This is a genomic window from Salinisphaera orenii subsp. halophila YIM 95161, from assembly GCF_003732545.1.
GTDB lineage: Bacteria > Pseudomonadota > Gammaproteobacteria > Nevskiales > Salinisphaeraceae > Salinisphaera > Salinisphaera orenii_A.
Genome location: NZ_AYKF01000082.1, coordinates 21,077 through 34,971, shown reverse-complemented (window position 1 = coordinate 34,971; position 13,895 = coordinate 21,077). Strand labels below are relative to the sequence as shown.

Below are 13,895 nucleotides of genomic sequence, written 5' to 3'. Positions count from 1 at the left end.
GATCAGCGCCGTCGGCCGCCGGTGTGGGGCCGTCGTGGCGGCGGCTTGCCGCCGGGTTTGTCGCCGGCGCGGTGCAGGCGCCGGTCGGCCGCGCCGGCGATCTCGCCGTGCAGCTTGAGATAATGCGCCAGACGCGCGGCGTCGACCGTGCCCGCGGTCGCCGCTGCGCGCAGTGCACAGCCCGGGTCTTGCCGATGCCGGCAATCGCGAAAGCGACAGCGCCGGGCGAGCGCGTCCAGGTCGGCGAAGTGGGTCTCGGCGAGGTCTTCCTCGCCGGTCGGCTTGAGCTCGCGCATGCCGGGTGTGTCGATCAGGCAGGCGCCGGAGGGCAGGGCGATCAGGGCGCGGTGCGTCGTGGTGTGGCGCCCGCGCGCGTCTTTTTCGCGGACCGTCCCGGTCTGCATGCGCTCGTGCCCGACGAGTGTGTTGGTCAGCGTGGATTTGCCGGCCCCGGAACTGCCGACCAGGACCGCGGTTCGGCCCGCCGCCAGCCAGGGCGCCAGGACGGCTGTGCTTTCCGGCTGCCTGGCGTTGATGGCGAATACGGACAGATCGCGCGTGGCGAGTTCGGTCGCCAGGGCCCGGGCCGCGGTCGCGGTCGGGCCATCGCGTCCGCCATCGGTATCGGCCTTGGTCAGCACGATCACCGGCCGCGCGCCGCCGCGCACCAGTAGCAGATAGCGCTCGATCCGGCGCGGATTGAAGTCGCCGTCCAGCCCGCAGACGATGAACACCGTATCGATATTGGCGGCGATCACCTGCTGCGCATAACGTTCGCCGGCGACGGCGCGCTTGATCGCACTGTGCCGCGGGAGCAATGCGACGGCGCTGGGCTTGCCACCGGCGTTTCCGCTGATCAGAAGCCAGTCGCCCACGGCCGGGCGCGCCTCGGGCGCCGTGGCCGGCCGCTGCCACTCGGGCAGGGATTCGATGCGGAAGCCGTCGCCGCGGCCCTCGGACACGATATAGCCGGAGCGATGCTGCTCCACAACGCGCGCCGGACGGGCGTCGGGATGGCCGGCGATCGTCGTCGCCCAGCGGCCGGCTGGCGGCGCGCCCTCGTGGGGCCAGCCGATGGCACGGAGCGGTGCGAAATCGGGGCTCAAGCGGCGAGGCGAATGGGGATCATGGCGGCATTCTATCCCGCGGCCGGCCGTGCCCGGTCGAGAATAAAGATCGAACGATGATTCAGGCGGCCCGAACGCGTGTAGAGTCGTCGGCCTGATCCCAATGACGCGTCTTTCGGAGTACTCGCTGCATGCGTGTTTTCAACAACCCGGTCGGATCCGGGTCGCTCTGGTTCGATAATCTGGCCACCGCCGAGGGTACGCCGGTCGCCTACGATCCGCAGGCCCGGGCGTTCGTGCCCATGCCGCCGTTCTGCGCCAATCGCGAGCGTATCGGCTGCAACTGGATCGCCCCCGAGCAGGGTGCCTTCTGTCGCTCCTGTGCGATGACCGCGCTGGCGCCGGATCCGTCCATCGAGAACGTGATGTCCGACTGGGCGGAGACCGAGGCGGCCAAGCGCTGGGTTCTGGACAACCTGGGGCGCTGGCACTGGTTCCGGCCCGAGGACCCGGGCACCCGGCCCGTGTTTCATATGCTGGGCGAATACGGCGACACGCCGGCGCCCATGGGGCACGCCGACGGAGTGGTCACCATCAGCGTGGCCGAGGCGGACCCGGTGGTGCGCACGAAACGCCGGCAGGCCCTGGGCGAGCCGTATCGCACCATGGTCGGTCACATGCGCCACGAGATCGCGCATATGCTCTGGTGGCGGCTGAGTCTTCGCAACGATTTTCTGGATGCCTTCCGCGACATGTTCGGCGACGAGCGCGAGGATTACGGGGAGGCGCTCAAGCGGCACTACGGCAACGGCCCGCCGGCGGACTGGAATCAGCGTTTCCTGACGACCTACGCCTCGGCCCATCCCCATGAGGACTGGGCCGAGACCACGGCGCACCTGCTGCACCTGACCGACCTCACCGACAGCTTCGCCGCGGCCGAGCTCTCATCGCCGGATCTGCCCAGCCCGGGCTGGGATCCGTACACCGAGACCGACTCGGAACGCCTGATCTACGTCGCAGCCGCGGTCGCCGTGGGCATCAACCACGTGAATCGCTCGATGGGCCTGGCCGATCTCTATCCGTTCATGCTGGCGGAGTCGACCCATCGCAAGCTGGCGTTCGTGCACGACTGGCTGCGGCGGGGCGCCCAAGGGCTCTGATACGGCCGGTTCGTGGCCCGGGGCGGCTTCTTAGCCGCGGGCCCGGCTCGGTGTATGGCGTTCGTGCGGGCTGGCGGATGCCGACGTCGCGGCGATCGCCCCGGCCTGTACGGCCAGTACGCGCCCCAACCCCCGGGTCGGGCTGCATCCGCTAGCGAGCGTAGTCGATCATCGAACCCGGCGGCCAGGATGATGAGTGCCGTTCGCGGCCCGAGCCGGTTCCTGCCGGCAGGGCCGGGGCGGGGGCATCTTTTACACCTGCCCCGCGACGCCGCGGTCGGGGACGCGTCTATGTGACGCCAGCCGCCTGCCGGTCCTGCAGCTTGAGCAGCGCGTACTCGTGCCGAATGCCCTTGAGCAGCGAATAGCACATGAGCAACAGCACGAAGGTGAACGGCAGGCCGGTCGTGACCGAGGCCGCCTGCAGCGCCGACAGCGCGTCGGCGCCGCCGACCATCAGGAGTGCTGCGGCGATGAAGCCCTCGGCGGCGCACCAGAACACGCGCTGGGCGGCCGGCGCCTCGGTCTTGCCGCCGGCGGTGATGGTGTCGATCACCAGCGAGCCGGAGTCCGACGAGGTGATGAAGAACACCAGCACCAGCACGATCGCCAGGAACGAGGTGACGCTCGTCAGCGGCATGTTCTCGAGCATGCGGAACAGCGTGAGCGACGAATCCTGAATGCCACCGGCCAGCGAGCCGACGCCGTTGAGGGCCTGGTCGACCCCGGCGCCGCCGAAGGCCGTCATCCAGATGCCGGTCACGACCATCGGCACGATCAGCACCGCGGTGAGAAATTCACGGACGGTTCGACCGCGTGAGACGCGGGCGATGAACATGCCCACGAACGGCGACCAGGAGATCCACCAGGCCCAGTAGAAGATGGTCCAGGAGTGGTAGAAGCTCTGGTCGTCGCGGCCGATTGGGTTGCTCAGCGGCAGCAGGTACTCGGCATAGCCGCCGAAAGTGGTCAGCAGGTTGCCCGCGAACGCGAACACCGAGCCGGCGATGATCACGAACAGCAGCAGCAGACCGGCCAGGCCCATGTTGATGTTGCTGAGCAGCTTCACGCCACCGTCGATGCCGCGCAGGACCGAGACGAGTGCGACCGCGGTCACGCCGGCGATGATGCCGATTTCCAGCGGCAGGTTGGCGGGCACACCGAACAGGAATTCGATGCCGCCGGCGGCCTGCTGGGCGCCGAAGCCCAGCGACGTCGCCAGCCCGAAGATCGTGGCGAGCACGGCCATCGTGTCGATGACGTTGCCGAGCGTGCCCCAGACACGATCGCCGAACAGCGGATAGAAGGTCGAGCGGATCGACAGCGGCATATCCTTGTTGTAGGCGAAAAACGCCAGCGACAGCGCCACCACGCCGTAGATCGCCCACGGATGCAGCGCCCAGTGATACATCACCGCGCCCATGGCGGCGGTCTTGGAGGCCTGGTCGCCGCCGGCCACGTTCAACGGCGTGCCGGCCCATTCGGTGAAGTACCCGACCGGCTCGGCCACGCTCCAGAACATCAGCCCGATGCCCATGCCGGCGGCGAACAGCATCGCGAACCACGACAGGAGCGAGAACTCGGGCTTGGCGTCCTGACCGCCCAGGCGAACGCGGCCGTAGGGCAGGCAGATCAGCAGCAGGCAGAACAACACGAAGATGTTGCCCGAGAGCAGGAACAGCCAGTCGAAGCTGTTGATCACCCAGTCGCGGGTGCTGGACAGCCCGGACTTCGAGGCCTCGGGGAAGATCATCGAGCCGACGACGAAGACCACGATGAGCACCGCGCTCCAGATGAAGACCGGATTGTGCAGATCCAGCCCGAACGGATGGATGTTGTCCTCGCCGATCTCGTAGTCGAAATCGTAGCGTTGTTCGAGTTCGTCGACTCGCTGGTTCGTGTTCATCGAATGAAGCCCTCCCCTGGACAAATGGCCGCGGCCGACAGCGAACGGTGCGCGAGTGCGTGCACTCGGGATGCTGTAATCGCGGTTTCTGTCGGCTAGAGCCTAGGCAGCCGGGTGCGTGGTGTCAAAACAGCCGACGGCCGGATCGGTCGACTCGGCCGGGGCCGAACGCCGGGCGGCCCCGGACTGACGGCGCGCGATGACCGGTAGCGCTGGTGTCTGGATCGGCGGCATTCGCGCGTATCGGCGCCTTGTCGAACCCGGCCGCCGGCTATTCTTCGGTTGCCGAATCAGGTGCTCGAGTGGTGAAGGAATGTGACTGTACGACGCACAGCCGGGTCAGGCCTGCCGCGTGCAGTTGCGCCCGGCGTGCTTGGCGCGATAGACGGCGCGGTCGGCCCGGTCGATCAGCCGATGGATACGGGCGGTATCGACATCATGAGTGGTGGCGATGCCGATGCTCAGGGTGACGCTCACCCGGTCGTCGTTGTCCAGAACGATCGACGTCCGCGCCAGATGGCGGCGTATACGCTCGGCCAGGTCATGGGCGGCCGTTGCGTCGGTGGCGGGCAGGAGGGCCGCGAATTCCTCGCCGCCGTAGCGACAGAGCTGGTCGCCGTGGCGCAGTCGGTTCGCGATCTCCGCGCTGACGTATTGCAGGATCTCGTCACCCGTCTGGTGGCCGTGGGCATCGTTGACCCGCTTGAAATGATCGATATCGATGAACAGCAGCGCCGTCGGACCGTCGCTGGAATGCGCGGGGGCCGCGGCCTGGAGCAGCGCGCGGCGGTTGGGCAGGCCGGTGAGCTCGTCGGTGCGGGCCAGCCGGTGCAGGGCGCGTTCCGCCCGGTCCAGCCGCTGGATGAGCGCCAGCAGGCCGGCGATCAGCGGCGGCATGATCGTGATCGAACAGGTCAGCGCGATGGTGTAGCCGAGCAGCCGGTGCTCGAGCCCCGCGAGGCGCATCGCCACGCCGGTGATCGTCAGCGCGAGGATGATGTTGGCGAGGGTGAATACCGCGACTCCGCGCCAGACGCCGACGTGCCGCACGAAACGACGCAGCCGGCCGGCGGTGTCGGGGGGAGCAATGGGTGATTGTCGTCTCGCGGGGGTCATCGGCCTCGGCGTGGCTCGCGCTGTGTCGGGCGGTCGGCATGTCTTGCGGCCGCCGGGGTCCGGCCGCTGCTCGACGCGCACGCGGTACGGATGCGAATGTCGTCGGGCGCGTGCCGTCGCGGGAAGCGCTTGTCGGTGCCGAATGTTATCGGCGTGCGTCGGCCCGGCATTAATGCCGGCTGGTCGAAGGACGAGATCCGGCGTGCGGAATACGCCACGGCGAATCCAGGCGTGGACCGGCAGGCCGAGACCTGCCGGCGCCGCCCACGACGGGTTGGCCCGTGCGATGCCGGGCTCGGGCCGGGGTGCGGGCGTGGTGTCGGTGCCGTACTGCTTCTCGGAGCCTTGCTGACGCCCGTTTCACGTTGTGCAATGCTGCCCGTCGAACGAATGGCACACCGTCGGCGCAGCGATCCGCCGGCTCGAAGGAAGCGCATCACATGACCGATGAGATGGGCGAAACGCGCAAGGCCCTGTACGAGCGGGCCCAGGAGCGCGAGATCGCCGGCCGTTCCCGCATGAGCAAGCCGGAGCTGGCGGCGGCGCTGGAGCGCGAGTCCCACGAGGACGCGCGGCCGGTGGTCGCGAGTCGCGTCGATGCCTTCCGCCGGCTCGCCGAGGCGGTTGCGGCCGGGGAGTTCGTGCTGCGACCGCGTGTGCTGACCGGCCACGACCGGCGCCTGCACGTGCGCCAGTGTCTGCGCGAGGATCACGATACGCGCATCGCGGCGTCGTCCGAGGAGGCCGAGGTCAAGTTCGACAAGCTGTCGGATTCACTGTTCTCGTTCTTTCGCGGTACGGCGCTGCTGTTCTACCGGGACATGGCCGGCGACGATGCCTGGATGCCCACGGTGCTCACGCTCGGCGATGTGCACCCCGAGAATTTCGGCGTGATGCCCAACGTGAACAACGTGCCGATCTTTTCGGTCAACGATTTCGACGAGGCCTACTACGCGCCCTTCACCTGGGACATCAAGCGCGGCGCGGTCGGCTTCATGATCGCCGCCGAGACCGAAGGCGAACTCAAGCGTAAGCACCAGGTCAGGATCGTGCGGCATTTCGTGCGCGGCTACGTCGAGGCCATGCAGCGGCTGGCACGCGAGGGCACGGAGCAGGACGAGGAAATGCGCTACGACAACGCGCCGAAACTCATCCGCAAGCTCATCGAGGACGCCGACGAGGAGCGCGCCGAGTGGCTGACGGACGACTACCTCAACGAGACCGGCACCGGCTTTCAATCCAACGAGGAGCTGGTGCCGATCTCCTCGCGCCGGGACGAGTTTCAAAAGATCACGGACCGGCTGGTCAGCGAGAACGATATCGAGGTGCCGGCACGCGCCGATCGCATGCGCGTCAAGGACGTGGCGATACGTCAGGGCCAGGGCACGGCGTCGCTCGGACTCAACCGCTACTACGTGCTTATCGAGGGTCCGCAGCGTGACGGCAGCGACGATCTGATCATCGAATACAAGCAGGCACGGCGCTCGGCGCTGTCGGGCCTGGTGCCGCCCTCGGCCTACGAGATGGACTCGCGGGCCGAGCGCATCAGCCACGCGCAGGCGGTGCAGCTGGTGCGCGGCGACGTCTTCTACGGCCATATCGAGTTCGACGGCCTGAGCTACATGTCGCGCGAGCGCGCCCCGTTTCGCGACGATATCGATCTGGACGATCTGTCCAAGGGCCAGTGGAAGGACTACGCCGGCATCTGCGGGCGCATGCTCGCGCGCGTGCACGCGCTGTCCGATGAGTCCGGCAATATCGATTACGACATCGAGCCGGCCATCGTGAACGCCATCGGGCCGCCAGAGCTGTTCGTCGAAGACATGGTGGAGTTCGCGGGCGAAGCCGCGGAACGCGTGCGCCGAGACCATCGGCTGTTCCGTGCCGACCATGCGCTCGGCGCCTTCAAGCAGCTCGATATCGTGCACCGTTGAGATGATGGTTCGCCCGGGCGGCGGCCCAGGCACGTGTCGCCGGCCGCACCTCTAGGGCCCGAGCGGACCGTATCGCGCCGTCGTCGGGCGGTCGCCCTTGCGATCGTCGAGCGCGCATGGCCGTCGCGCCGGGCGAGACCATCTGCGTTTACCCATACGTCAGGCGCGCCGCCGGCGCGCTGGCGAGATTCGTCGAGGACAATGCCCATGGATGAACAGACCCGCATCGAAGCCGAAGCGGCCGCGTTTCGCGACCTGATCAAGCACCTGCAGCAGCGCACGGACGTGCAGAACATCGACCTGATGAACCTGGCCGGTTTCTGCCGCAACTGCCTGGCCAAGTGGTACCGCGCCGAGGCGGAACGGCGCGGCGTGACGATGGATTACGACGAGGCCCGCGAGCACGTCTACGGCATGCCCTACGACGAGTGGAAGACGCGCCACCAGGCCGAGGCCAGCCCCGAGCAGAAGCAGCGGTTCGAGGCCACGCAGTCGATGCACGCCGATACGCGCGGCGGCAATTAGCGCTCGCTGACACGTCGTGCGAACGCCGCGTTGGGCGATCGCATATCGTGTGAGGCAAGGCACGAGTCGCCGATCCGGCGCGCCACGATCGGGACGTGAAAGGCCGCAGACGTCGATGCTCATCGGTCCATACGGAGCCCGACCCGAAGGGCCAAGGCTCCGAGACATTCACGACGTGCGGCAATTCGGTGTGATCGCACGCGGTCGCGAAAGTCGCTGCGCGGCGTGCGTTACGTCTCGTCACGTCGCATGACGGTGTTCAGCGCGCTCGCATGACGATTGACCCGGCACTGGGCGACGTGCACCGCAGCCTCGGCGGCGCCCGACGGCGCCTGATGGGCCGGGCATCCCGGGTGGGGGCCGAAGACCGCTCGGCCGAGTGGACGCGGCGGCTGCCTGTCGTGACCGCTCCGGCTTTCAGGGCGGCTCGGCGGCAGCCTGCGACCGGGCCGATACGACTGTTCGGCCGCTTCGGCCACGGCTTGTCTTCGACCGGCTGGTTCGCTATAGCTCTTGCATCATTTCGCCACCGGTCGCCCCATGCGCACAACGGCTTTGAAATACTTGTCGATCACGCTTGTGCTGGCCGGACTCGCCGGCTGCTCCGATGGGCCCGAAGCGGCCGATGTGCAGCCGCTGGTGGAGGACTCGCTGCGCAGCGGCATCGTCCATGCGCGGTCGATGGCCGAGACGCTCGGCGGTGCCGACGGTGTCGCATTCATCGAGTCGCTCGGCGCGCCGGAGCCGGCGGACGTGCAGGTCGAACATGTCCAGATCCTGGACAGTCGCGAACTCGACCACGGCGACTACGATCTGGACGTGCGCTACGACGTGGTCGTCGGCGACGAGCGGGAGGTCGTCAGCCGGCGCCTTCGGCTCAACGAGACCGCCGATGGCTGGCGTCTGGTGCCGGCGCCATCCCGGTGATGCGTCGGTGCCACGGGGGGTGCCGATGAAACCCACGCCACGCGTGACGGTTCGTCCATGACCGGCCGCCGGCGCTGCGTCCGGCGTATCGGCCGTGTGGCTCGGGGCGAATGCGGCCGAGGCTCGTCGCGACGCCGTCCGAGTGCCGGGGTCTGAGCGGGCATGTGGTATGCGCTGACCGCCGATGCGGTGCTTCTTATCCACCTGGCATTCATCCTGCTCGTGGCCTGTGGCGGCGTGCTGGCTCTGGCCTGGCCGCGACTGGCCTTCGTGCACGTGCCGGCCGCCTGCTGGGCGGCGTATGTGTCGTTTTCGGGGCGCCTCTGTCCGTTGACGCCGCTCGAGCAGGCGCTCAGGCGAGCGGCCGGGCAGGCGGGTTATAGCGGTGGTTTCATCGATCATTATCTGATGGCGCTGATCTACCCGGCCGGGCTTACACGATCGGCACAGATGTTCATCGGCGCGACCGTGATCGGTGTCAATGTCGTGCTCTACGCGTGGCTGGTCTACCGCGCCCGGCGCTCGTGCGACGGCAAGCGTTGACGCGATTCGCTTCGGGCCGGGCGCGACTGCGCGGTTTCGGGCGGCGGGATCGCTTGCCCCCTGCGAGGGCTCCAGGTCGGCGCGGGCTGTTGTGTATGATACAGCGCTTATCGGCGCCCCCCCGACGTCACATGACGCGCGCGCGGGAGCCGGCGCATGCCGGTTTCATCCCCATCACGCCTACGGCGGTCGAGCCGAGGTGAATCCAAACCGGGTTCGGGCCGATGACGGTCATGGAAAGCGATGTACAGGTCGCCCGGGCGGGCGGCGGATCGACAGGTGTAGGGGGTGACGATGAATCGACTCGATGTCAGCGGCATACGCTGGGATCTGGTCATGGCGCTGGCGGCCGTCGTGGTGTTCTGCTTCATCGGCCGTGACTGGCTCAACGGCCTGACGCTGGATGTGCTGCACTACTTCGAAGCACCCGCGCATGTGTCGACGGGCAAGCCGTAAGGCGAGTACCGACTCTTCGAGGTCGTCTCCCGCTGGTTTCCGCTGGTGGCGATGATGCTCTTCGTGGACGTCTATCTGCATGGCACGTCCCGCCACGAGATACGGCTCGCGTTGGTGGCCGGCTTCTTTGCGCTGGCGATGTATGCCGCCGAGTCCAACTTCGTGATCGGGCGCCACCAGTTGTGGATCGGTACGTTCTTCGGCGGCTGTCTGCTTCTGCTGCTGTGGCCGCGGCGGCAGTGGCTGCTGCTGGGGGTGCTCGCCGCCGCGGGCGTGGCGATGCAGGCCGGACACATCGGCGACTGGTGCTCCAACCATTGCAACGAGATCGGCGGACTGAGCGATGATGTCGCCTATAACTTCCGCATGGTCGAGGAAGAGCTCGAGATGCTGGGGGCGGCCCTGTATCTGCTGTTCGCGCTGATGTGCTGGGCGGCTGCCGGCCGGGCGCCCTCCGGCCGGCATCTGCTGGCACGCGCGGTGTGGCTCGTGCCGCCGATGCTGGTCGCCTACGGCAACAGTCTGCAGCACTATCAGCGCGATCCCGGCCATCTCGTGCTCAAGTTCGCGCTGTTCACGGTGCTGGTCGGCGCCGCGGCGCTGCTCTGGCGGCTGCGCGGCAGCCGGCGCGAGCTGGATGCGCCACGTGCTGCCCTGTCCTTTGTATTTGCCTTCATATTCATCGTGATGCCCGCGATCTACGGTAACTACAGCGCCAAGATATCGACGGTCCATGTCTATATCTGGGTGCCGCTGCTCATCTGTCTGTATCGCTATCTGGTGCACCGCCCGCCGATGGTGTCGGCAGATACGCGTGCATGAAGCGTCGCTCGCGGCGCCTCTCGTGGACGCTGACCTGTCGCGAGGCGCCCGCCGGCCGGCGACGAAGCGTGCCGGCCTTGCCATAGTCGCTGGCGCCGGCGCGGCGCGCGCTCTGGCAATGTCTGCCCTGAGCGTATCGAATCGCGCCCGCGGCCTGCCCCGATGCCGCGGGAAGCGTTTATCCTGTGCGCTTTTACGCGGACCGGGCGCAGCGCGGGCAGACCGCGAACCGGGAATTACACGATGAAGGCGAAGACCATCTACCACGGGCTGCGAAGACGCGCCCAGGCCACCCATGCCGTGCCACGCTTCGAGGGGCGGGAATCCCGGCATCACGAGAGCGTGCCCGTATGGCGACTGCTCGCAGAGGCTTCGGCGCACGCCCTCAAGGCGCGCCGGCGTCTGACCGACGTCGAGACGTTCGTTCAGTTCGCGGGGTTTCCGCGCTCCGGTCATTCGCTGATCGGCTCGATCCTGGATGCGCATCCGCAGGCCCGGGTGTCGCACGAACTCGACGCCATGGGGCTGCTGCACCAGGGCGTGCCCTTGGCCGCGATCTTTTCGCTGATCGACCGCAGGGCGCTCGAATTCACGCGTCACGGTCGCTGCTGGAACGGATTCTCCTATCTCGTGCCGGGCGGTGCGCACACCAGCGCCGATCCGCTGCGGGTGCTGGGCGACAAGAAGGGCGATCAGGCCGTGCGCCGCGTGGCCCAGGATGCGGGATTGCTGGATCGTCTGAACCGGCGGCCGCGGCCCGCGAAGAAATGGATTCTGGTGCTGCGCAATCCGTTCGACAACATCGCCACCATGTCGCTGCGCAAGGGCCGGGCCTACGACGAACTGCGCACGTCGGTGGCGGCCGAGGATTTCGACGCGGCGCTGCGCGCCTATCAGGCCGATGGCCGCATCGCCGACGTCGCGCTGGATTCCCAGATCGAGGACTACGCCGCGCTGTGCCGGACGGTCGCCGACATCAAGCACCGGACGGCGCCGGCCCACTGGTTCGAGTTGAGCCACGAGGCCCTCACGGCCGATCCCGAAGCCACGATCCGTTCGATGCTCGCCTTCCTCGATTTGCCGGTCGACGAAGCCTACGTTCGGGCCTGCAGTGGTCTGGTCCAGCGGACGCCGAACCGCAGCCGCGATCGGCTCGACTGGCCCCAGGACCGGCAGGCGCGCGTGGCGGCACTGACGCGCGAATTCTCGTTTCTCAATCGCTATGATGAGACATGAGCGCGGTCGATGATCGATCCATCCATCTCGTCAGCTGTATCGGCGTCGATACGGAATTCGCGCATCTGCCGCATTTCCTCGATCACTATCTCGCGCTCGGCGTCCGGCGCGAGAACGTCCATCTGATACTCAATACCGACGATGCGGGTTCGCCGAACCTGGCGCGGGCTCGCGCGCTGCTCGAGAGCCGGCAGCTGCCTGCCCCCGATGTCTGGATCGGGCCCTACACCAGTGACGCCATGTGGGCGCGACGGCGCGACCTGCAGACAGAACGCGTGCCCGCCGACGCCTGGGTGGTCAGCGCCGACGTGGACGAGTTCCACGAATATCCCGCGCCACTGGGCGAGATCATCGCGCACTGCGAGGCACTCGGCGTCAACTGCGTGCAGGGCGTGTTCATCGATCGCATCGCCGCCGACGGTCGCCTGGTCGACGTCGACCCGGACCAGCCGATCGGGCAGACGTTCGCCCTGCAGGGCGATGTGCAGTGCACGGTCGGCCGGACCGGGCGGCACCACGACTGGTTCGGCACGATCAAGGTCATGCTGCTGAAGGCCGAGCTTCTGCCGAGCCGGGGCGGGCATCATCCGCAGAACGGCGACGTACCCGTGCGTTATCTGTTCGACCGGCATCTGGCGCGCTTTCCCGCGATCGGCCGCGCGCGCTTCAGGTTCTTCATCCCGTTCCGGGTGCATCACTTCAAATGGACCGCGTCGATGGCGCAGACGCTGCGCCGCCGGCTCGCGACGCCGGGCGTCAGCGCCGCGGGCGCCGAGTACGGTCGCAAGCTGGTCGACTACGTGGAGGCCGAGGGCGGCATCCGCCTGGCCGACATTCCGCTGCGCTCGCGCCACCGGGTCGATCCGCTCGGCTGGCGTCGGCGCGTGCGGATGCTCCGCCTGATGGCGTCCGCGCTGGCGCGGGGCGACGACGCGCGCTATATCGCTCGACGAATCCGACAGAGATTGTCCACATGACCGACTGGCAGTTGCAGCAACTCACCCAAGGCACCGACGAAGGGCGTTTCCATACGCACAGCTATTACGATATCAACGTCTTCGATTCGACGAGCCGCTATGTCGCCGCGCACTGCGTGGCGTTTGCCGAACGCCAGCCCACGGCCGACGATTCGGTCGAGGTCGGGGTCATCGATCTGGACGACGACGCCCGCTGGATCCCGGTGGGCACGAGCCATGCGTGGAGCTGGCAGCAGGGGCCGATGGCGCAGTGGGTGCCCGGTCGAACGACGCTCATCTGGAACGACCGCGACGACGATACCTTCGTCACCCGCGTGCACGATCTGGCGAGCGGCACCACGCGCACGCTGGGCCGCCCCAGCTACGCCGTCGACCCGAACGGGCGCTTCACGCTGTCTCTGAACATGGCGCGGCTCCAGGCGGTACGCCCCGGCTACGGCTACGCCGGCGGTCGCGGCGCACGGCTGTCCCAGCGCGCGCCCCGCGGCGACGGCGTCTGGCGCCAGTCGCTGGACGACGGCGGCGATACGCTCGTGCTGTCGGTCCGGCGCGCCGTGCGCTTTCTCATGTCGCGGATCGGCTGGCGCGCCTATCTGCGCCACACCCGGTCGCGCTATCGCTACTGGTTCAACCACGTCAAGCTCTCGCCCGACGGCCGCCGTTTCACCGTGAAGCTGCGCTTTCGCACCCGCGGCGGCGGCTGGAACGACCGCATGGGCGTCAGTCTGACCTGCAACGTCGACGGCAGCGATCTGCGTCTGCTCGCGAGCGCGACCTCGCACGTGATCTGGCTCGACAACCGCTCGCTCTATTTCTGGCAGCGCGACGGTTTCTATCTGTACGCGGACGAAGCGCCCGAAGGCCGGCGCATTCGTCAGATCGCGCCCGAAGCGCTGGGTGCCAACGCGCACGTGCGCTATTTCCCGGGGTCGACGCGGCGGTTCGTCTTCGATACGCCCTACGCCGAGGAGATCGATCTCTGCGTCTACGACGAGTCGGACGCCAGCGCCCGCCGCATCGCGCGCTTCGGCAACCATCGCCCGAGCCGCGGTCCGTTCCGCTGCGACCTGCACCCCTGTCCGAGCCCGGACGGCCGCAGGATCGTGGTGACGTCGCTCAATGACGGCGGACGCCAGCTGTATCTGCTGCACGGTTCGGATTGAGAACGACTCGCGGCGAGCGGGTCGGGCGGCCGGGGCGCGTGCCCGGCGTCTGCCGCGGCATCT

General features: G+C 67.9%; 13 protein-coding genes. 10 read left to right on the top strand and 3 right to left on the bottom strand.

The annotated features are described in order from the left end of the window. Window positions 1-2: 2 nt before the first annotated feature. The gene (rsgA, locus tag SAHL_RS09475) at window positions 3-1,106 is read right to left on the bottom strand and encodes a ribosome small subunit-dependent GTPase A (RefSeq protein WP_221177904.1); all 1,104 of its coding nucleotides are present in this window, start codon (window positions 1,104-1,106) and stop codon (window positions 3-5) included. 152 nt (window positions 1,107-1,258) lie between these two features. Here rsgA and SAHL_RS09470 point away from each other — a divergent pair, with 152 nt between their 5' ends. Continuing rightward, window positions 1,259-2,227: a zinc-binding metallopeptidase family protein gene (locus SAHL_RS09470; protein ID WP_123591178.1), complete on the top strand. Its 969-nt coding sequence runs from the start codon at window positions 1,259-1,261 to the stop codon at window positions 2,225-2,227. Window positions 2,228-2,516: 289 nt separating this feature from the next. On the opposite strand, the gene SAHL_RS09465 is transcribed toward SAHL_RS09470, so the two are convergent. Both SAHL_RS09465 and SAHL_RS09460 read right to left on the bottom strand, forming a co-directional pair. Next, window positions 2,517-4,133 carry a BCCT family transporter gene (locus SAHL_RS09465; RefSeq protein ID WP_123591177.1) on the bottom strand — a complete coding sequence of 539 codons (1,617 nt, stop codon included), beginning with the start codon at window positions 4,131-4,133 and terminating at the stop codon, window positions 2,517-2,519. Between the two features lie 339 nt (window positions 4,134-4,472). Next, a complete protein-coding gene (locus SAHL_RS09460) occupies window positions 4,473-5,183 on the bottom strand; it encodes a GGDEF domain-containing protein (protein ID WP_184947584.1) in 711 nt (236 codons plus the stop codon). A gap of 506 nt (window positions 5,184-5,689) precedes the next feature. On the opposite strand from SAHL_RS09460, the gene SAHL_RS09455 reads away from it, so the two are divergent. From SAHL_RS09455 to SAHL_RS09420, 9 genes are all read left to right on the top strand, one after another. Continuing rightward, window positions 5,690-7,183, top strand: a complete 1,494-nt coding sequence (locus tag SAHL_RS09455) for a DUF2252 domain-containing protein (protein ID WP_123591175.1) — start codon at window positions 5,690-5,692, stop codon at window positions 7,181-7,183. Between the two features lie 207 nt (window positions 7,184-7,390). Next, a complete protein-coding gene (locus SAHL_RS09450) occupies window positions 7,391-7,708 on the top strand; it encodes a DUF1244 domain-containing protein (RefSeq protein ID WP_123591174.1) in 318 nt (105 codons plus the stop codon). 540 nt (window positions 7,709-8,248) lie between these two features. Beyond that, window positions 8,249-8,635 carry a hypothetical protein gene (locus SAHL_RS09445; protein WP_148045532.1) on the top strand — a complete coding sequence of 129 codons (387 nt, stop codon included), beginning with the start codon at window positions 8,249-8,251 and terminating at the stop codon, window positions 8,633-8,635. A 162-nt stretch (window positions 8,636-8,797) separates the two neighbouring features. Continuing rightward, complete coding sequence (locus SAHL_RS09440; RefSeq protein ID WP_123591172.1) at window positions 8,798-9,178, top strand: DUF2784 domain-containing protein; 381 nt, start codon at window positions 8,798-8,800, stop codon at window positions 9,176-9,178. A 294-nt stretch (window positions 9,179-9,472) separates the two neighbouring features. Continuing rightward, on the top strand, window positions 9,473-9,634 hold the full coding sequence (locus tag SAHL_RS17830) for a hypothetical protein (RefSeq protein WP_184947582.1): 162 nt from the start codon (window positions 9,473-9,475) through the stop codon (window positions 9,632-9,634). A 45-nt stretch (window positions 9,635-9,679) separates the two neighbouring features. Continuing rightward, the gene (locus SAHL_RS09435) at window positions 9,680-10,456 is read left to right on the top strand and encodes a hypothetical protein (RefSeq protein ID WP_148045531.1); all 777 of its coding nucleotides are present in this window, start codon (window positions 9,680-9,682) and stop codon (window positions 10,454-10,456) included. Window positions 10,457-10,699: 243 nt separating this feature from the next. After that, window positions 10,700-11,692, top strand: coding sequence for a sulfotransferase (locus tag SAHL_RS09430; RefSeq protein ID WP_184947580.1), 993 nt, complete (start codon window positions 10,700-10,702; stop codon window positions 11,690-11,692). Then, window positions 11,689-12,669: a glycosyltransferase family protein gene (locus SAHL_RS09425; RefSeq protein WP_123591169.1), complete on the top strand. Its 981-nt coding sequence runs from the start codon at window positions 11,689-11,691 to the stop codon at window positions 12,667-12,669. The genes SAHL_RS09430 and SAHL_RS09425 overlap by 4 nt, the downstream gene beginning before the upstream one ends. Further along, window positions 12,666-13,832, top strand: a complete 1,167-nt coding sequence (locus SAHL_RS09420; protein ID WP_123591168.1) for a TolB-like translocation protein — start codon at window positions 12,666-12,668, stop codon at window positions 13,830-13,832. Before SAHL_RS09425 ends, SAHL_RS09420 begins: the two co-directional genes overlap by 4 nt. Window positions 13,833-13,895 lie beyond the last annotated feature (63 nt).

What these genes read in the sequence shown, in the direction of transcription:
- SAHL_RS09425 (WP_123591169.1), top strand. Translation starts at nt 11,689, where the DNA reads ATGAGCGCGGTCGATGATCGATCCATCCATCTCGTCAGCTGTATCGGC.
- SAHL_RS09430 (WP_184947580.1), top strand. Translation starts at nt 10,700, where the DNA reads ATGAAGGCGAAGACCATCTACCACGGGCTGCGAAGACGCGCCCAGGCC.
- SAHL_RS09440 (WP_123591172.1), top strand. Translation starts at nt 8,798, where the DNA reads ATGTGGTATGCGCTGACCGCCGATGCGGTGCTTCTTATCCACCTGGCA.
- SAHL_RS17830 (WP_184947582.1), top strand. Translation starts at nt 9,473, where the DNA reads ATGAATCGACTCGATGTCAGCGGCATACGCTGGGATCTGGTCATGGCG.
- SAHL_RS09450 (WP_123591174.1), top strand. Translation starts at nt 7,391, where the DNA reads ATGGATGAACAGACCCGCATCGAAGCCGAAGCGGCCGCGTTTCGCGAC.
- SAHL_RS09470 (WP_123591178.1), top strand. Translation starts at nt 1,259, where the DNA reads ATGCGTGTTTTCAACAACCCGGTCGGATCCGGGTCGCTCTGGTTCGAT.
- SAHL_RS09420 (WP_123591168.1), top strand. Translation starts at nt 12,666, where the DNA reads ATGACCGACTGGCAGTTGCAGCAACTCACCCAAGGCACCGACGAAGGG.
- SAHL_RS09445 (WP_148045532.1), top strand. Translation starts at nt 8,249, where the DNA reads ATGCGCACAACGGCTTTGAAATACTTGTCGATCACGCTTGTGCTGGCC.
- SAHL_RS09455 (WP_123591175.1), top strand. Translation starts at nt 5,690, where the DNA reads ATGACCGATGAGATGGGCGAAACGCGCAAGGCCCTGTACGAGCGGGCC.
- SAHL_RS09465 (WP_123591177.1), bottom strand. Translation starts at nt 4,133, where the DNA reads ATGAACACGAACCAGCGAGTCGACGAACTCGAACAACGCTACGATTTC.